Below are 18,392 nucleotides of genomic sequence, written 5' to 3' on the forward strand. Positions count from 1 at the left end.
CGTGGAGTCTCCGGAGGCACCTGCTGCGGGCGTGTTTTGAAAGACCTCTGCGTGATTGCCGTTTCTCTACAGTCGGGCAGGCGGAAGACGGTCCCCGGTCTCAACCGGACTGGCAGGATGGCCGTCACTGGCTGCCGTTACGCGGAGCCTGGCCCCCTCCCGGCACAGCATTTCGGGCGATGAGCAGAGGACAAATAATGGCAGGCGTCCGCGGCCGCTCACCACCTGCAAAGCACCGCGGGTCGCCTTCAGGAAAGCCTTTTGTACAGATCGTAATTCTTTGACCGGAGATGACAGGTGCCTGCGGCCCGGGGCGAGACCGGAGGGGCAGGGAGGCAGACCTGCTCATCCCGGGGGCTCGCAGCCTCACCACCCGTCAGAGCTCGATGATATTTGCCTCCGGGCAGACGGAAATGGCGATGTCGCAGAGGTGGCGATGGTGGGTCAGATAGATCACCTGGCCCAGGCGGGACATCTCGCCGAGCAGCGAAAAGGCCGCCGCCGAGCGCCCGTCGTCAAAGGTTTCCATAATGTCATCGGCAATGAAGGGCACCATAGTGCGGCTCTGCGCCAGCTCGTGGTAGCCTGCGATGCGCAGGGCAAGATACAGCTGAAACCTCGCTCCCTTTGACAGATCCGCCGCAAGTTTCGCGCCGCCCCCCACAGCGAGGGCGACGAGAACCTCCCGCGCTCCGTCCGGCTGGGCCGCGAGACCGCTGTAAGCGCCGCGGCTGAGGCGGCTGAAGGCCTCAGAGGCGCGGGTCATCATGCTGCTGCGGTGGTGATCGCGGTAGCGACGCAGGCCTGCCTCAAAGGCGATCAGGCCGAATTTCTGCGTCAGATGGGTTGTGGCACGCTCGCGGATCTCGAGCAGCAGGGTCTCACGCTCAGCGGCGATGCGCGCAAGCTGATCGTCGCCGCCCACTGCCTCAACCCTCTGTTTTGCCTCAAGGCAGGCGGCGAGGCGGCTTTCGGTCTCGGACCGCAGCAGCGTCAGGGCGGCCCGCAGATCCAGAACGCGCTGGCGCACGACCTCAGGCGTTTCATCAGGGCCGGGCAAAGGACGGTCGCGCAATTCGCTCTCGAGCCCTTCGATTTCCTGGCGCAGTTGTGCAGCTTCGCGGCAGCGCCGCAGATGATCCGCAAGGCTGCCCGACTGCTCCGTCCAGCCCAGTGCGGTGCCGATCTCAGCGATTTCCCCGCAGCAGGCGCTCAGAGCGCGGTGATCGCGGGCGTCGTCCCGGTTCTCGGCGGCCAGACGGCTGTCCAGGGCCTCATCGTCGCGGGCGGCATCCTGGGCGCGGCGCAGGCGCTGCAGAACATCGCTCCAGGGCTGATCCTGCGGCATCTGAAGGGCGTTCAGAAGCGCGTCTTTTGCCGCGACGAACCGCTCACAATTGGCCTCCATCTTGGCGATGCGGTCGTCGAGCGTGGCGGTGGTCTGCGCCACGACGCTCAGCTGATCAAGGAGATCAAGCACCGCGCCAGCGCCGGGATCCTCTTCGGAAAGACCGGCCAGAAGCGTGGCGTTGGTCTGGCTCTGCCAGCGGCTGCGCCAGGCCGCGAGGGCCTCTGCGGCCTCTGTCGCGGCTGCCCTGCGCTCCTGCAGATCGGCGGTCAGAGCGGCAAGGTGCTGGCGGGCCTCACGGCGGCGTTCTGCCGCCTCTATCCGCGCTACGGCGGTGGCGAGCAGCAGTTCAAAAGGCGGCCTGTCGGAGGTGTCCGGGATGCCAAGCGCGGCCGCAAGCAGGTTCCGCGCCGCCCCAAGCGCCTCTTCGCAGCCCTGCAGCGCCGTCTCTGCCGCACGCAAAGCGCTGAGTTCACTCAAAGCGGTGCTGCGCCGCTCGAGCCAGGAGGTCAGATCCGCAAGTGCGGTCACAGGCAGCCCCAGCCCCGCCGCAGCAGCCGTAATCTCTGCGGTTACCGCGCTTTGCAGCGAGATGGCTGCCGCAAGGCGGGCCTCTGCCTCTGAGAGGCGCAGTTTTGCGCTGTCCAGCCGTGCCTGATCGCCCGCGGCGCGCTGGGCCTCTGCCAGGCTGGTGGCCAGCAGCAGTGACAGGCGGTCGTCCTCGCGCAGCGCCTGTTCAAAACGATCTGCGCTCTCCCTGGTCAGATCCGTCAGATGCGCCGCCCAGAGTGCCTCACGCCGCTGCCGGATTCTGGCGGCATCGGCGAGCGTGAGCCCGCCTGCGGTTGCGGCGCTCCGGGTGGCGCTGCGCTCTGCGCTCTCCCGCTCAAGCTGTGCGATCTCGTCGCGGAGCCTTTCGAGGTCGCGGCGGGCGTCGTGCTCAGCGGATTCTGCGCGCCCGAGCCTGGTCTGCCAGTCTGCAATTTCCCGCCCGCCCGGCGGGCTCAGCGCCGCAAGAGCCGCGCCCGTGCCCCTCCAGGGCGCGAGTGCCTGCAGCGCGGCCTCACTTCGGCTGAGGGCTTCCTCCCGGGCACGCCTGGCGCGGGCCAGTGCTTCTGAGGGATCGTGACTGCGCAGCCGCGCGAGCAGGGCGGTCAGGGCGGCTTCATCTTCTGCGGGGCCCGGATCGCCCAGGCGTGCGGTCTCGCGGGCCAGAAAATCTGCGGCTTTGCGTTCTTCAAGTGCCGAGGTTGCGGCGCTGCTTTGCAGACCGGAACGCGCCGTCAGCAGCGCACGCAGCGCCGCCATGCGCTGCGGGGGCAGGAGGATCTGCTGCGGATCGGTCCCGGACTGACCCAGTTGCGCCAGCAGTCCGTTCAGACGGGTGCGGGCCTCGGCGGCTTCGTCACGGCGGCGCGGCAGATCCTTGCGGGCGCCGTCATGCTCAGGACGCAGCGCCTCGGCCGCCTCAATGGCAGCGGCCCGCGCAAGGATCTCGGGATCGGGGGAGAGCGCGGCCCGCTGGTCTGCCAGGTATTCAAGGCGCAGGGCGCGGTCTTTGATACGATTGCTCAGCCTTTCGCGCTCGGCCTCCAGCGCGTCAAAGCGCTCTTGCAGCTCTTCTGTGGCTTCGGGCAGGCCCTGGAAAGGCGCGCAGGCCTCGCGCAGCCGCGAGAGCCGGGCCAGAAGCGGAAGCGTGCCTGCCAGTTCCTGCAGCCGGTCAAGCCGGTGCTGCTCTGCCTCCTCAGCGCTGCGGGCCTCAGACCAGGCCTGTTCTGCGGCCTGGGCCTCTTTGATCAGACGCTGAAGGGTGCCTGCGGAGACATCAAGCTCACGCCGTCTGCGCTCCAGCTCGGTGAGCTGTTTTTTCGCATCATAAAGCCAGCCGCTGCGCTTGCCGGTGCGGTGAAACCCGTCGAGGGTCTGGCGCAGGGTATCGAGTTGCGGGGCCAGGCCGGCCAGACCCGCGCTTGCCGAAAAGAGCATCTGCCCCAGATCACCGCGGCTCGACAGAATGCTCTCTCCGCCGCGCTCCAGGGTTTCATCATCCAGCGAAAACATCGCCGAATAGCCCTCGCGCGTCAGCCCTCCGAGGGCAGAGGTCAGCCGGGTTTCGGGCAGGGGCGCGCCATGGGCATCGGTCAGGCTGCCGCTGTTGCGCTTGAGGCGGCGGATATCCAGACTGCCGCCGGGATGAGTGATCGCCGCGCCGATCTGCAGGGCAGGGCCTGCGTGCAGAAAGTCATAGCGCGTGCGCGCGCCGATCCCGAACAAGAGGTCGAGCCAGGCGGAAAAGAGCGTGGATTTCCCAGCCTCATTCGGCCCGTAAAGAATGTGCAGATCCGCGCCGCCCGGATCAGGCCGGCGAAAACTCAGGCTGCGGTCGGTGAAGCGGCCATAGCGGGTCAGATCAAGACGGTCGAGCCGCATCACTTCGCTTCCTCTTCCGTCAGACCCGCCAGCACCATCGGCGTCCCCTCAACCAGCATCCCGCGGCAGGTTTCGGAGAACTCTTCCTCATCCGCACCAAAGATGTCGCGCAATTCGGGCGGCAGGTCCTTCAGGAGATCACGGGCTGCGCCTTTCAGGGCGGCCATCAGTGCTGCGTCCTGTGGCAGTTCCGTCAGAAGGGTTGTGACCAGCTCTGCCGGCAGATGCGCGCCCGCCGCACCGGCCCCGGCGCGGGGGTCGGAGGTGTGAAGCTCAATTTTGTCGATCCAGACCCCGCTGACCGAGGCCATGGCGCGGGCCTCCTCGCCCAGGCGGTCAAGGTCGCGCCGCAGGCGCCAGGAAAGTGGCGTCCCCCCGTGCAGAACCGGGCGCAGCACGAGGTGGTCTTCGTCGCGCGGAGCCTGCGCGGCCGCGCGGATCGCAGCTTCCAGGGCCGCGAGAAGCGCGCTCCAATCGTCGATCCCGCTGCAGTCCAGCACCAGCCGCTCAAAGCGCAGCAGAGCCACCGAGCGCTGCTCCACCGTCATGCTGAGGTCATCGGCCACCTCCACCAGAGTGACCGAGGCCGGTCCGGCTTCGCCGATATCGCGTCCCTGGGGGATCCCCGGCATGACGATGGTGGCGCGGCCGCGATATTCGCTGCGGCGGTGGATATGGCCAAGCGCCCAGTAGTCATAGCCATGCGCCTCCAGATCCGCGAGGCTGCTGGGGGCATAGTTGTCATGGCCTGGGCTGCCGTTCAGGCTGGTGTGCATCATGCCGATGTTAAAGGCACCCGGCTTCGGCGCCGGATAGCGCGGCAGCAGGCTTTCCGGGGCATGGGCCTCGCGGAAGCTGAGGCCGTGGATGGCGACGGGCTGGTCATTGCAGATCAGCTCTGCCGTCCCGGCCCGCGCCCCGAACAGATGGGTATTGGCAGGCAGATCCAGCTCTCCGGTCTGACGGGCAAGGGCGTCGTGATTGCCCCTGATGAGGAAGAATCTGATTCCTGCCGCATCGAGCCGCATCAGCTCCTGCTTGAGAAAGCGCGGCGTGCGTGTCGAGCTGTAGGTGCCGTCCCAGAGATCACCGGCGATCAGCAGAAAAGAGACGGCTTCCGCGATGCAGAGATCAATGAGCCGCGAGAGCGCCCGACGCGAGGCCACGCCCAGTTCCCGCGCCAGATCCGGGTCGCGCAGCGCAATGGCTTTCAACGGGGCATCGAGATGCAGATCTGCGGTGTGAATGAAACGAAAAGCCAATGAACCACCAGAGCCTTACCAGAAACCGACTATGGGTCCCGCGCGCGCCGCGGACAAGTCACCATCGGGTTGAGAGCGGAAATCACGCCGCAGGGTAAAGCGTTGCAGGTCGGCGGCCGGTAGGCCCTGTGGCACCCGGCGCTGCGGGAGGAGACAGACCCGGTGCCGAAGGGCCGCCATAAAAAAGACCCGCCAAAGGCGGGCCTTTTCCAAAATCTGACCGGGATCAGAGTTTTGCGGCAACGGCATCCCAGTTGACCAGTTTGTCGAGGAAGTTCGACAGATAGGCCGGACGCTTGTTGCGGAAGTCGATGTAGTAGGAATGCTCCCAGACGTCGCAGCCGAGCAGCGCGGTCTGGCCGAAGCACAGCGGGTTCACGCCGTTTTCCGATTTGGTGATCTTCAGCGAACCGTCTTTGTCTTTCACCAGCCAGACCCAGCCCGAACCGAACTGGCCTGCACCTGCAGCGGCGAAGTCTTCTTTGAACTTCTCAACCGAGCCGAAAGCCGCGACCAGAGCTTCTTCAAGCTTCGCCGGGATCTCTTTGCCGGTCGGGCCCATGACTTCCCAGAACAGGTTGTGGTTCCAGTGCTGCGAGGCATTGTTGAAGATGCCGTTTTGCGCAACTGCGCCCGGCTGGTAGGTGCCGACGACGATCTCTTCGAGGGATTTGTTTTCCCACTCGGTGCCGGCGATCAGCTTGTTGCCGTTGTCGACATAGGCTTTGTGGTGGATGTCGTGGTGGAACTCGAGGGTCTCTTTCGACATGCCAAGCGCTTCAAGCGCGTCGTGGGCATAGGGCAGCTCGGGCAGGGTGAAGGCCATGACGGTTCCTCTCCGGTTTGAATGACTGCGACGAATAAGGGCTTTTCGCGCCAGGACGTCAAGGGCGTGATGCGGTCAGCGCCCTTCGCAGGTCATGGATTTTCCAGCATTTTAGCGGACTGACGGGGCTATGTGCACGGGGGGCTGAAGAGAAAACCTGAAGCCCCGGCCCCGGTTCCCCGAGAGGCCGGGGGCGGGGCGTCCGGCGGCGAAGTCCCGCCGGTGATCGTGCTGCAAATGCGCTATCAGACGTGCTGGCAGTTGTATCGACCGGATCGCGCCCTCAGCGCCCGGAGCGGCGGCCCGCAAGGCGGACCACAAGGGCAAGGACCACCAGGACGACAGCCGCTGTGGCCTGCAAAGAGGGGGGCAGATATCCAAGGCCAAAGACCGTCAGGCCCGCCGCCACAAGCACCAGCGCAATGAGAAGAAGGGGATGCACCGCAGTCCCCCCTTAACGCGGGCTCAGGCGGGTGATGCCCACCGCCGCCGCCCGGGCCAGATCCGCATCAAGCGACATCGGAATATATTCCCCCCGCCGCCACAATTCGCCGAGGTTGTCGTAAAAGCGGCTGAGCGGATGGCCTGACTGCCCGGTCGAGGTGATAAAGACCGAGCTGTCGGGATCGGCGAAGTCATAGACCCCGCGGTAGCCCGCGCCATGGACATTGCGGAAGGGGTTCACGCCGTTTCCGGCGCTGCGGCCGCGCATCAGCGTAAAATCGTCGCCTGAGGTGGACTGACGGATATTGGTGAGGAACTTCAAGACCGGAACCTGACCCAGCGTTGGGTGATCATGGGTCGCCATATGGGCATCCCCCCAGCGCCAGCTTTCGACCGTGGCGCCGTAGCGCTCGGTCAGGCGCAAAATCGCCTCATCCAGCGCGATGCGGGAAATCTCAGCGCAGCTTTCCACAGGAGAGGACTGGATGATGTCACACCAGACCCCCGCCCCTTGGGTGTTGCGGAAGACCCGTTCGATGAAGACCGGCTCGATATGGGTGAACTCTGCGGCCATGGGGCCCAGTTCGTCCTGGATCAGCTTTTCCTGCAGAACCCGCAGCCACATCGAGGCGATGAGCGGCTCGGGCAGATGCTCGCTCATCTCGCCGTTCCATTCGGCCAGCAGCGCCAGCGCCTGCTGGCGTCTGCGCTCAGGCGTGCCCTCGGGGGCGGGTTCGCCGGTGAACCACAGCTCCGCGCCGATCAGCGGCAGCAGGTTGCGCGCCACAGGGCTGACGGTATCAAGCTGCGCTTCGATGAAGCTTTCGCGGGTATGGACATCGCGGACCTGCATCAGGCGCTGCCAGCGGCGGATGCGTTCGGTATCGCCCCAGTCGTAGCTCACATGCTGCGGGAAGGGGCGGTCGATCATCTTGTTGTTGGTATTGCCGATGATCCCGGTCTCGGGTTCTTCAAAGCGGGGGTTGGTCTTCCAGGGCAGGACACCCTGCCAGCGGTTCTCCGCGATCCATCCCGGAGAGGGCAGACGGCCTTTGGTCTGATGCGCGGGATCGCGGGCGGGGAATTTGCCGATGGTGATCATGGCCACCCCCTCGCGGTCGGAAAGGGTGACGTTTTGCGACGGCGCGGTGAAATCGCGCGTCGCCGCAATCCCCTCTGCGATGGTCCCGGCCTGCATCAGTTTCATCGCCGCGGTCATAGAGCGGTCTTCGCGGTCAAAGAGCGTCCAGGCGAGCGAGGCCACATGTCCCGGCGGGGTGATCGAGGCCAGATCGTAATGGGTTCCCGGAAGCACCGGGCCGTTTTCGGTGCGCCGCAGCGCAAGGGTCAGCGGGGCGCTGTCTTTGATGGTAACGATGGAGCGGCGCGTCTCAAAGGGCTTCCAGCCATCCGGCGTGAGATATTCCTCGGGGTTCTCGGGGTTCAGCTTCTCGATATAGAGATCCTGATCATCGAGATAGGAGGAGGTCAGCGCCCAGCCGAAATCCTCGCTGCGCCCGGCCAGCACGAGGGGCATGCCGGGGATGGTCGCCCCGATCACACCGCCGCCTGAAAGCTCAAGCCGGGCCAGATACCAGACGGTCGGGGCCGTAAAGCCCAGATGCGGATCATTGGCCAGCAGCGATCCGCCCGCCGCCGCGCGCCGGGGCGCTGCCGCCCATGCGTTCGAGGCCCCGGCAAAGGCGCGGCGCGGGAAGGGGGAGAGAGCATCTTCGCTGATGCGAAGGGCGGCATAATCCGGCCCCATCCCGGGAAAAAGCGCGGCATAGGGCGGCAGAGCGGCAATGGCCTCTTTCTCATCATCAGGCAGGATGTCGCGCAGCCGCTCCGGCGAGAGCAGCATCGACATCCGGGCGCGCAGCACCTCATTTTCGAGATGCGAGGAGAGCTGAACCCCCATGAGCTTCAGGATCGCCACACTGTCTGCCGGCTGCCAGACCGGGATCACCGGATCAAAAAGGAAAAACTCAGGCGCGCCGCGCCCCAGAGCGCCTTCATTGACCTGCGCGAGCCAGGCGTTCACCCCGCGCGAATAGGCCTCAAGCGCTGCCAGCACCTCAGGATCCTGTGCCGCGACCGAGCGCGTGGCCGCATCATAAAGATCAAGCCTGCGCATCAGCTCATCAATCCGCGCCGTGCGTGCGCCGAAGATCTCGGACAGCCGCCCCTGCACGGTCCGGCGCAGCAGCGTCATCTGCCATAGCCGGTCCTGCGCATGGGCAAAGCCGAGGCCGAAATAGACATCCTCATCTGTCGCCCCGAAAATATGCGGCACATTGGCATTGTTGCGCACGATTTCCAGATCAGCGGAAATCCCCTCAACCTGCATCTCAGCGCTGTAGTCCGGCAGAGAGCGGCTCAGCACCGTCCAGAGGAAGACCATGGTTAGGGCAGTCAGCACACAAAGCGTCAGAAAGATGCGAAGGAGCCAGCGGAAGGCAGCAGACATGGCTTTGCTCAGGCGTCAGGTCAGGTTAGCACTGACCCTAGACGAAAGCCGGAACAGGGGGAAGCTGTGGCACGTGTGGCATTCTTGGGTCTTGGGGTCATGGGCTACCCTATGGCGGGGCATCTGCAGGCCAAAGGGCATGAGGTGACGGTCTGGAACCGGACCGCAGCAAAGGCGCAGGCCTGGGTCGCGGAACATGGCGGCCGCGCGGCGGCTTCGGCCCGTGAAGCGGCAGAGGGCGCGGAATTTGTCATGGCCTGTGTGGGCAATGATGACGATCTGCGCTCTGTCTGCCTGGGAGAGGCGGGGGCTTTTGCCGGGATGACGGCGGGGGCGGTTTTTGTCGATCACACCACCGTTTCGGCTCAGGTCACGCGCGAGTTGAATGACGCCGCCCGCGCGCTGGGCCTTGGCTTTGTGGATGCGCCGGTCTCGGGCGGGCAGGCCGGGGCGCAGAACGGCGTGCTGTCGGTCATGTGCGGCGGCGAGGAGGCCGATTATGCCCGCGCTGAGCCGGTGATCGCGGCCTATGCGAGGATCTGCAAACGCCTTGGCGACAGCGGCGCGGGGCAGCTGGCCAAGATGGTCAATCAGATCGCCATCGCAGGCCTGGTGCAGGGTCTCTCCGAGGCGCTGCATTTCGCGCAGAAAGCCGGGCTTGACGGCGAAGCCGTGGTCGAGGTGATCGCAGGCGGCGCGGCAGGCTCCTGGCAGATGGTGAACCGTCACAAGACCATGCTGGCGGATCAGTTCGATTTCGGCTTCGCGGTGGACTGGATGCGGAAGGATCTGGGTATCTGTCTCGCAACCGCCGATCAGATCGGCGCAAGCCTGCCCGGAACCGCGCTGATCGATCAGTATTACAAAGATGTGCAGCAGATGGGCGGCGGGCGCTGGGATACCTCCTCGCTGATTAAGCGGCTGCCGAAGTAAGCACCTCTGCGATCTGTCGCGGTGTTAAAAAAAGGGGGCCACCGGCCCCCTTTGTCTTTCGCGGTCCGTTCTGCTCAGCGGCTGCGCTTTGCGGCCAGAAGCCAGAGGGCTGTGAGGCCAAGGCTTGCAATCATATTCCAGGCAGCCATCGACAGGCCAAGGAAGGACCAGGCCACTTGGTCACAGCGCACCGGATCGGGGGCCGCTGCCGAGGGGTTCAGCAGATCCGACATCGACAGGTTTGCAATCCCCGCGCCCTGACAGCTTTGCAGCCCTTCCCACCAGCCCAGCTCAACCCCGGTGTGAAAGCCGCCGATCGCGGCGGTGCTCAGGGCGGCAAGGGCCCCCAGCAGCGGCAGCAGCGGCTCGCGGATGCGCAGGGCCAGCAGGCCGATCAGCACCGCCGCCAGATGTGGCCAGCGCTGCCAGATGCAAAGCGGGCAGGGAAAGAGGCCGCCTAGATATTGAAAGGCCAGAGCGCCCAGCAAAAGCGCAGCCGATCCTGCGGTGGCAATGAGAATAAGCGGCGTCCGGGTCACGGCGGTTCCTTTCAGGCGATCGCGCTGACTTTCCCCGCTGCGGCGAAAAAGGCAAGGGGCGGGCGGCGGCCGGGTGATCACGGAGCCGTGCAACCGTCGGGACGGCGGCACAATTTTCTTGTCACGGCAATATGAAAGGGGATTGAACCCCGGGGGGGCGGCCTTGTAAGAGAAGTGTATCAGCCGGATGCAAATCCCGTGCGGGTGTGGCGGAATGGTAGACGCAGGGCATTCAAAATGCTCCGCCGCAAGGCTTGGGAGTTCGAGTCTCCCCACCCGTACCAGCTGACGAAAACGGCGCTCCTTCGGGGGCGCCGTTTCGTTTTGGCGCGGCGGAGTTTTATCACGTCATTTTCACGCCCGGTCTTATGAGGGAGTGTGGTTGGTTTCCGGCGGGCGCAGATCCGTAGCTGCCGGTTACTCACTGTTGTGGCGCGTCAGAGGGGGCAGGGTGCCGATGTGAGATCACCCTGAACCCTGGCTTCCGGCAGTATGCTTTCCTCTCATCACGGCTGCAGCGCGACCGATGAGAGGCTGCGCTTTGTCGTACCCGCCCCCGCACAGGTAACGCACCGGGGGCAGGAGACCGTTCTGCCTTAAGCCGATGGTCCGGCGAGCGGATAGCCGATCCGGCCAAGGGCCATGCGGATCTCATCCAGAATGGCGGGATCATCGATTGTTGCCGGGGGTTTTACCGCAGCACCATCGGCGATCTTCAGCATGGTGGCGCGCAGGATCTTGCCTGAGCGCGTTTTCGGCAGCCGTTCAATCACCACGGCTTTGCGAAAATCTGCCACCGGCCCGATTTTGTCGCGCATCAGGGCCACGCAATCGGCGATGATCTCCGCTTCCGGCCGGGTGGTGCCACGGTTGAGGCACAAAAACCCGATCGGGGTCTGGCCTTTCAGCGCATCTGCTGCCCCGATCACGGCGCATTCAGCAACATCGGGGTGGCTGAGCAGCACCTCCTCCATCGCGCCGGTGGAAAGGCGATGGCCCGCCACATTGATCACATCATCGGTGCGCGCCATGATATAGACATAGCCGTCTTCATCCATATAGCCCGCGTCTCCGGTCTCGTAATAGCCGGGGAAGGCCTCAAGATAGCTTTTGCGAAAGCGGGCCTCTGCCTGCCAGAGGGTGGGCAGCGTGCCGGGCGGCAGCGGCAGACGGATGGTGATGGCACCCAGTTCATTGGCGGGGAGCGGCCGCCCCTGGTCATCGAGCACCTCGATCTGATATCCCGGCATGGGAACTGAGGGGGAGCCGGGTTTGACGGGAAGGGCGCCCAGACCCACCGGATTTGCCGCAATGGGCCAGCCGGTCTCGGTCTGCCACCAGTGATCGACCACCGGGCGCTGCAGCTTGTCCTGCGCCCAGTGAATCGTATCGGGGTCCGCGCGCTCTCCGGCCAGAAAAAGGGTGCGCAGCGAGGAGAGGTCATATTTCGCGATCAGAGCGCCGTCTGGATCATCCCGGCGGATGGCCCGAAAAGCCGTGGGCGCGGTAAAGAGGGCCGCGACCTTATGATCCTGCACCACACGCCAATAGGTCCCCGCATCCGGCGTGCCGACGGGCTTGCCTTCAAAGAGCACGGTCGTATTGCCATGCACCAGGGGGCCGTAGCAGATAAAGCTGTGCCCCACGACCCAGCCCAGATCTGAGGCGGTCCAGAACACCTCGCCCGGCTTCATTCCGTAGATGTTCTTCATCGACCAGTTGACCGCCACCAGATGGCCTGCGGTATGGCGCACAACGCCCTTGGGCTGTCCGGTGGTGCCGGAGGTGTAAAGGATATAGGCGGGATGATTGCCCGCAACGGGCAGGCAGTCGGCGAGGGGGGCGTCTTTCTGAAAGGCGTGCCAGTCCATGTCGCGGCCCTCCGTCAGGGGGGCGGTCTCCTCGGGTCTTTGGAAGATGACACAAAGATCCGGCTGGTGCTTTGACTGCTTAAGGGCGGCATCCAGAAGCGGCTTATAGCGAACGATGCGCCCCGGCTCGATCCCGCAGGAGGCGGCGAGGATCGCTTTGGGCGTGGCATCCTCAATGCGGGTGGCCAGTTCCGGCGCGGCAAAGCCGCCGAAGACCACCGAATGCACCGCCCCGATCCGGGCGCAGGCCAGCATGGCCACCATGGTCTCAGGGATCATCGGCATATAGATCAGCACCCGGTCGCCTTTGGCGACGCCCCGCGCCCGAAGGGCCCCGGCCAGACGCGCGGTCCGCTCCTGCAGGTCGCGGTAGGTTATTTTCTGCACCTGACCTGTGACGGCGCTGTCCCAGATGATGGCCGTCTGATCCGCGCGGCCGCCCAGGACATGGCGGTCCACGGCGTTCCAGCAGGCGTTCAGCTCACCGTCTGCGAACCACTCATAGAGCGGGGCATTGTCGTCAAAAAGTGCCTTCGTCGGTTTTTTGACCCAGTCCAGCGCCCCGGCTTCGCGCATCCACCAGCCATCGGGATCGGCGGCGCAGGCGGCATAGGTCTCGTGATAGCTCATCGCGGTCTCTCCTCCCAAAGCGGCCCGCGTCTCCCCCGCGTGGCCGCCCCTCTCACGGCAGCTTTGACGCAAAGAGGCGGGATTACAATCCCGTCTGTCTGCAGCGGAAGCGGAGAAGAAGACCGCTGTCACTGCACAGCCTGACAGAGGGCGGCTCAGGGGGCGCGACATCGGGGAAGGGGTTTGCGCCCCTTCCGGGAGTTAAGGTGAGCTATCGGGTGGCGGCCCCGTGTCTCAGCCGCGCAGCGCGGCGGCGGCGGTGGCAAGACGGCGGATCGCGGCAAAATCCTCCTTCGCCAGCAGATCCGGCGGTGCGATCCAGGAGCCGCCGATGCAGGCCACGTTTTTTAGCGACAGATAGCCCGGCGCGCTCTCCGGGGTGATGCCGCCCGTCGGGCAAAAGCGCATCTGCGGCAGCGGCCCGCCGAGGGATTTCAGCCCAGGCGCACCGCCGATCTGCGCGGCGGGGAAGAATTTTGCAAAGCTGAACCCCGCCGCCAGCAGCGCCATGACCTCTGAGGCACTGGCCGCCCCCGGCAACAGCGGCAGGCCGATCCCGGTGCAGGCGGCGATCAGCGCCGGTGTCGCCCCCGGAGAGACGGCGAACTGCGCACCCGCGGCTTTGGCTGCACGCGCATCTTCAGGGGTAATGACCGTCCCGGCGCCCACAACCGCCCCCGGCACCTCAGTCATGCGGGCCAGCGCATCCAGCGCGGAGGAGGTTCGCAGGGTCACCTCGAGCAGCGCCAGCCCGCCGGCGACCAGGGCTTCGGCAAGAGGTGCAGCCTTTGTCTCATCCTCCACCACCAGCACGGGGATGACGGGGGCTCTGGCCGCCAGCGTAATCAGATAGGCTGAGCTGTCCTGAGGGGTCATAGCGCGGCACTCCATAAATCACGGGCGTCCATCAGACACCTCTGCGCCGAAAGGTGCAACGCCCGGCGTGTCACAGCCGTGACACGAAAATCCCATTGGCAGGGCAGGCCCCCGCGCCTAGGATGCGCGTCACATCGAAAGGCGAAGGGCGGCCCGACCGTTGAAGACCAAAGTTACCCCCCCGACCGAGACCTCCGTTCAGTTCACACGGCCCGTCTCGCAAATCCTCTCCATGCTGATTGTCATCGGCCTTTTCGGGGCAGGCGCCTGGCTGGCCTTTGGCGCGCTGAGGGATGTCTTCCTGACCAGTCCCTGGCTGAACGGGGTGATCGGGATCGTCTTTCTGCTGGGGGTGATTGCCTGCTTCTGGCAGATCCTGCAGCTGTTTTATTCCGTGCGCTGGCTTGAGGATTTTCTGGCCAATGGTCAGGGACGGGGGGCGCAGTATACCACGGCCCCGCGTCTGCTGGCTCCGCTTGCGGCACTGCTGCGCTCCCGCGGGGTCGAGAGTGAGCTTTCGGCCGGCTCGACGCGCTCGATCCTCGACAGTCTGGCGACGCGGATTGATGAGGTGCGTGACATCACGCGCTATCTGACGAACCTGCTGATCTTTCTGGGGCTGCTCGGGACCTTTTATGGTCTGGCAACCACCATCCCCGGCGTGGTGGAAACCATCCGTGCGCTCAGCCCCAAAGAGGGAGAGACCGCCGTTCAGGTCTTCCAGAAGCTGATGAGCGGGCTGGAAAGCCAGCTGGGCGGGATGGGCGTTGCTTTCTCCTCCTCGCTGGTGGGGCTTGCAGGCTCGCTGGTGGTCGGTCTGCTGGAGCTTTTCGTCAGCCACGGTCAGAACCGCTTTTACCGTGAGCTGGAGGAATGGCTCTCGTCGATCACGCGGATCGGGCTGGCAGGCTCGGATACCGATGGTGACAGCTCGGCTCTGGTGGGGCTTCTCGATCAGATCGTGCGGCGGATGGAGCAGACGGAGCAGCGCGCCTCGCAGGACCGTGCGGCAATGGCAGAGGGGCTTCAGGCGATGGCTGAGGGCTTTAAGGAAATGGCCGCCCTTGGCAATTCCGATCCCGCATTGCAGCAGATCGCACGCTCGCAGGCACGGATGCTGGAGATCATGGAGACCGAAGGCGGGCTTGGCGCGGATGCTGAGGCCCGGATGCGGCTGCGCTCCATCGATGTGCAGCTGCTGCGGGTTCTGGAAGAGATGAGCGCGGGTCGTCAGGAATCGGTGGCCGATCTGCGCGCCGATCTGACCGCGCTGACGGCTGCGGTCCGCCAGTTCGCCCGCGCGTCGGGGCATTAAGATGGGCCTGTCTCGCCGCAACGGCGCGCGCCAGGGGCCCAATATCTGGCCGGGCTTCGTCGATGCCATGGGCTCGCTGCTGATCGTTCTGATCTTTCTGCTGACGGTCTTTATGATCGTGCAGTCGGTTCTGCGCGACACCATCAATTCCCAGACCAGCGAACTCGACAGCCTTTCGGGTCAGGTCGCACAGCTGGCCGATGCGCTGGGCCTTGAGACTGAAAAAGCCAACCGGCTTGGGGATGAGCTGGGGAGTGCCCGGGCGGAGCTCGATCTGCGGGCCGCCCGTATTGCTGCGCTCTCCGGCGATCTTTCTGAGGCCCGGGGCCGGATCGCGGATTTTGAGGAGCAGGTTCTGGCGCTCATGGCTGAGCGTGACGGGATCCGCGCCGATCTGGTCCGCACGCAGGCAGAAGCGGGCAGGGTGCTGAGTGAGAAAGAGGCGCTGGATGCGGCCCTCGCCTCGGCGCGCAGTGAGATGGATGCGGCCGCAGAAGCCGCGCGGCTTGATGCGGCGCGGCGCGAGGCGCTGGAGGCCCTGGTTGAGGATCTGCGCCGCAGCGAGGCAACAGCGACGCAGGCGGCTGAGAGCCGCCGGGTTGAGCTGGAGGCGGCGGAAGCGGCGCGCCTGACCGATGCGGCGGCCGCCGAAGCTTTGCGCAAACGGCTGGAAGGCGCTCAGACCGAGCTGACCGCGATGACCCTGGCCCTTGAGGCCGAGCGTAAAAAGGCAGAAGAAACGCTGACGCTTCTGGCGGCGGCTGAGGCTGCGTCAAAGGATCTTGACCAGCGTCTGGCGGCCGCTTTGATCGCGCAGCAGGCCAGCGCCGCCGATCTGGAAGCCGCAAGGCGCAACGCTCCTCAGACCGAGAGCCTGCGCAAAGATCTTGCCGCCGCCATCGCTGCACGCCTCGCAGCAGAAACCAGCCGCGCCCAGGCCCAGTCTGAGGCGGACCGCCGCGCGGCCCTTCTGGCCACGGCGGAAAAAAAGCTCACCGAAGAGCAGGCACGCGGGCTGGAACAGGCCCGTCAGGTCGCGCTTCTGAACGAACAGGTGGCCGCGCTGCGCGGGCAGATCGGCTCGCTCTCCGAGCTTCTGGCTGCGGCAGAGGCGGGGGGGGCGGAAAGCCGTCTGCAGCTTGACGCCCTCGGCACGCAGCTGAACACTGCCCTCGCGCAGGTCGCCTCAGAACAAAAGCGCCGCGCGGAGCTGGAAGAGGCCGAGCGCCGGCGTCTTGAGGCCGAAAAGCAGGATCTTGAGCGGTTCCGCTCAGAGTTCTTCGGTCAGATGCGCTCGGTGCTGGATGGCCGCGAAGGGGTGCGGGTCGTCGGCGATCGGTTCGTCTTCTCTTCAGAGGTGCTTTTCAACCCCGGCTCCGCCGATCTGGCCCCGGAAGGGCGCAGCCAGATCACCCGCGTCGCAGGCCTGCTGCGCGAGGCCGCGGCAGAGATCCCGCCTCAGATTGACTGGGTTTTGCGGGTGGACGGCCATACCGACAATGTGCCGCTGTCGGGAACAGGTGTCTTCGCGGATAACTGGGAGTTGAGCCAGGCCCGGGCGCTCTCGGTCGTGCGCTACATGCAAACCGCGCTCGGTTTTCCGCCCGAGCGCATGGCCGCCACAGGCTTCGGCGAATACCGCCCCGTGGCCCCGGGCGACAGCCCGGAGGCCCGCGCGCAGAACCGCCGGATCGAGCTTAAGCTGACGGAGCGATGAGCATGTTAAGTCTTTGCCGTTATTCACAGATGCAGGGCGGTTTAAGTCAACGCTGCCTCTTGACCACATCCCCGTGATCTGCGACTCCTCGCAAAGGTCGGGCCTGTAGCTCAATGGTCAGAGCAGGGCGCTCATAACGCCTTGGTTGGGGGTTCGAGTCCCTCCGGGCCTACCAAACACCGGTTTTATCCTGTTGCTGATGAAGCATAAGAGTGCGAGAAAACGGGGTTTCGCATGCGAACCCCTGTCAAATGATTTCTTCGTGAGAAATGAAGATATCACTTCCTGAGAATTCCACTGAGCGTTTCTGCATTCTTATAAATGAACGACTTTGCCGCTATCCGAAATCGGGCGTGGTATCCGAACCAGCGTTTCTAGAGGCCCGGGCACTTTTGCATAAATCGACTGCGATTCTATGTGTTGCCTGTTCATGATAGCCCTCTGGCATGAGCTATCGCCCCACCTCCCGCTAGCAGATCAGTAACTGGCGAGCCTATAATCAAGCGCAGCGGCTCCCTGACGGTCTGGTTTGAAGCGGATATGGAGTGGGTCGCAAAGCTCTTCGGTAAGCGTGGCCGACAGCAGGTTTATAGCGACGCAGCCATCCAAGCCTGCCTGACCCTGAAGGCGCTCTTAAGATTACCATTGCGGCAAACAGCGTGATTTGTGGAAAGCCTTTTGGCTCTGTCAGGACTGTCGTGATTCGTGCCCGACTTCAGCACCCTCAGCCGCCTACAGGATAGCCTCAAGGTGATGCGCCAGAAAAGGTCTGCACCTGCTGATCGACAGCACGGGGATCAAGGTGGAGCGAGAGGGAGAATGGCATCGCCGCAAGCACGCTGGCGCCAAGCGCCGCATCTGGCGCAATATCCACATCGCTATCGATTAGCAAACATTGGAGCTCCGAGCCATCGAGGTCACCTCCAGTGCCATCGGTGATGCGCCGGAGTTGCCCGATTTGCTCGATCAGATCGCGTCTCGGGAGAAGATCGCTCGCGTGACGGCTGATGGTGCTTATGACACATAAGCCTGTCACGATGCGATCGCCGCCAGAGGCGCCGTCGCGATCATACCGCCCCGTAAAAGTGCCCGCTTATGGAAGCCCACAACGGACGGAGCCAAAGCGCGTAACGATGGCTTACGAACGTCCAAACGTCTTGGACGAGCGCTGTGGCGCAAGTGTAGCGGGTATCATCGTCGCAGCCGGGTGGAAGCAAAAATGAACTGCATCAAACATCTCCGCCAGATGCTCATGGCAAATGCATTCGACAGGCACCAGATCCTGTCCGCCATTCTTAACCGGCTCACAGCACTCGGCACACCGACGACAGCCCGCGTTGAATAAACCCAGAGATGATAAGGCGAAGTTTGCGCAAATCCAGAATTATGCAACAGCGCCGATTGGATCGGGTTCTACAACAACCGACTACCTCATCAGGCGCTTGCAATGCGCACGCCTGCTGAGGCATTTAAATTGGCAGCATGAATTGAGCAGAAACGGCTGGGTAGATACCGCCAGCCGCAGGCGCAACCAACCCACGCGTCCAACGCACATCCGCCAGCACTCAACCTGCGAGGCACATCATGACGCTTGATGGAAATGGGTCGATTCTCATATGCTGGCTCTGTTGCGCAAATCCCGTGAGGGATTCATCTCGTGAATCCAATATGGTAGCTGGGGTGCATGAGCAGACCCACATCCCCGACCTACAGGACCAGGAACTGGCCAGC

11 protein-coding genes, 2 tRNA genes and 1 pseudogene are annotated in these 18,392 nt (G+C 64.5%); 6 read left to right on the plus strand and 8 right to left on the minus strand.

All coding sequences use genetic code 11. From position 1 onward, the window contains the following. Positions 1–376 precede the first annotated feature (376 nt). The 5 genes from EP867_RS10415 to EP867_RS10430 form a co-directional block, all read right to left on the minus strand. Positions 377–3,778 (minus strand): ATP-binding protein, encoded by a 3,402-nt coding sequence (locus tag EP867_RS10415; RefSeq protein WP_128488886.1) that lies wholly within the window; start codon positions 3,776–3,778, stop codon positions 377–379. Then, positions 3,778–5,040, minus strand: a complete 1,263-nt coding sequence (locus tag EP867_RS10420) for a metallophosphoesterase family protein (protein ID WP_128488889.1) — start codon at positions 5,038–5,040, stop codon at positions 3,778–3,780. Before EP867_RS10420 ends, EP867_RS10415 begins: the two co-directional genes overlap by 1 nt. A gap of 226 nt (positions 5,041–5,266) precedes the next feature. Then, positions 5,267–5,866 (minus strand): superoxide dismutase, encoded by a 600-nt coding sequence (locus tag EP867_RS10425; protein WP_128488891.1) that lies wholly within the window; start codon positions 5,864–5,866, stop codon positions 5,267–5,269. A 283-nt stretch (positions 5,867–6,149) separates the two neighbouring features. After that, on the minus strand, positions 6,150–6,308 hold the full coding sequence (locus tag EP867_RS19825; protein WP_164888830.1) for a hypothetical protein: 159 nt from the start codon (positions 6,306–6,308) through the stop codon (positions 6,150–6,152). 12 nt (positions 6,309–6,320) lie between these two features. Further along, positions 6,321–8,780, minus strand: coding sequence for a penicillin acylase family protein (locus EP867_RS10430; RefSeq protein WP_128488893.1), 2,460 nt, complete (start codon positions 8,778–8,780; stop codon positions 6,321–6,323). Between the two features lie 66 nt (positions 8,781–8,846). On the opposite strand from EP867_RS10430, the gene EP867_RS10435 reads away from it, so the two are divergent. Beyond that, positions 8,847–9,713, plus strand: a complete 867-nt coding sequence (locus EP867_RS10435) for an NAD(P)-dependent oxidoreductase (RefSeq protein WP_128488895.1) — start codon at positions 8,847–8,849, stop codon at positions 9,711–9,713. Between the two features lie 74 nt (positions 9,714–9,787). Here EP867_RS10435 and EP867_RS10440 read toward each other — a convergent pair whose 3' ends face one another. Beyond that, positions 9,788–10,252: a disulfide bond formation protein B gene (locus EP867_RS10440; RefSeq protein WP_128488897.1), complete on the minus strand. Its 465-nt coding sequence runs from the start codon at positions 10,250–10,252 to the stop codon at positions 9,788–9,790. A gap of 200 nt (positions 10,253–10,452) precedes the next feature. Between EP867_RS10440 and EP867_RS10445 the strand changes: the two genes are divergently transcribed. Beyond that, positions 10,453–10,536 (plus strand) — tRNA-Leu (locus EP867_RS10445). 312 nt (positions 10,537–10,848) lie between these two features. Here the strand turns inward: EP867_RS10445 and EP867_RS10450 are convergent. Both EP867_RS10450 and eda read right to left on the minus strand, forming a co-directional pair. After that, the gene (locus EP867_RS10450; protein WP_128488899.1) at positions 10,849–12,753 is read right to left on the minus strand and encodes a propionyl-CoA synthetase; all 1,905 of its coding nucleotides are present in this window, start codon (positions 12,751–12,753) and stop codon (positions 10,849–10,851) included. Between the two features lie 234 nt (positions 12,754–12,987). Beyond that, positions 12,988–13,629 carry a bifunctional 4-hydroxy-2-oxoglutarate aldolase/2-dehydro-3-deoxy-phosphogluconate aldolase gene (eda, locus tag EP867_RS10455; protein WP_128488901.1) on the minus strand — a complete coding sequence of 214 codons (642 nt, stop codon included), beginning with the start codon at positions 13,627–13,629 and terminating at the stop codon, positions 12,988–12,990. A gap of 160 nt (positions 13,630–13,789) precedes the next feature. Between eda and EP867_RS10460 the strand changes: the two genes are divergently transcribed. The 4 genes and pseudogenes from EP867_RS10460 (at position 13,790) to EP867_RS10475 (ending at position 18,006) form a co-directional block, all read left to right on the plus strand. Continuing rightward, on the plus strand, positions 13,790–14,944 hold the full coding sequence (locus EP867_RS10460) for a biopolymer transporter ExbB (RefSeq protein WP_128488903.1): 1,155 nt from the start codon (positions 13,790–13,792) through the stop codon (positions 14,942–14,944). 1 nt (position 14,945) lies between these two features. Then, positions 14,946–16,661, plus strand: coding sequence for a peptidoglycan -binding protein (locus EP867_RS10465; RefSeq protein ID WP_128488906.1), 1,716 nt, complete (start codon positions 14,946–14,948; stop codon positions 16,659–16,661). Between the two features lie 99 nt (positions 16,662–16,760). Beyond that, a tRNA-Ile gene (locus EP867_RS10470) sits at positions 16,761–16,836 on the plus strand. A 278-nt stretch (positions 16,837–17,114) separates the two neighbouring features. Next, positions 17,115–18,006 (plus strand): annotated as a pseudogene (locus tag EP867_RS10475) (IS5 family transposase). Positions 18,007–18,392: the final 386 nt, after the last annotated feature.

The sequence above is a fragment of the Falsigemmobacter intermedius genome (assembly GCF_004054105.1).
In the GTDB taxonomy this organism is placed as follows: domain Bacteria; phylum Pseudomonadota; class Alphaproteobacteria; order Rhodobacterales; family Rhodobacteraceae; genus Wagnerdoeblera; species Wagnerdoeblera intermedia.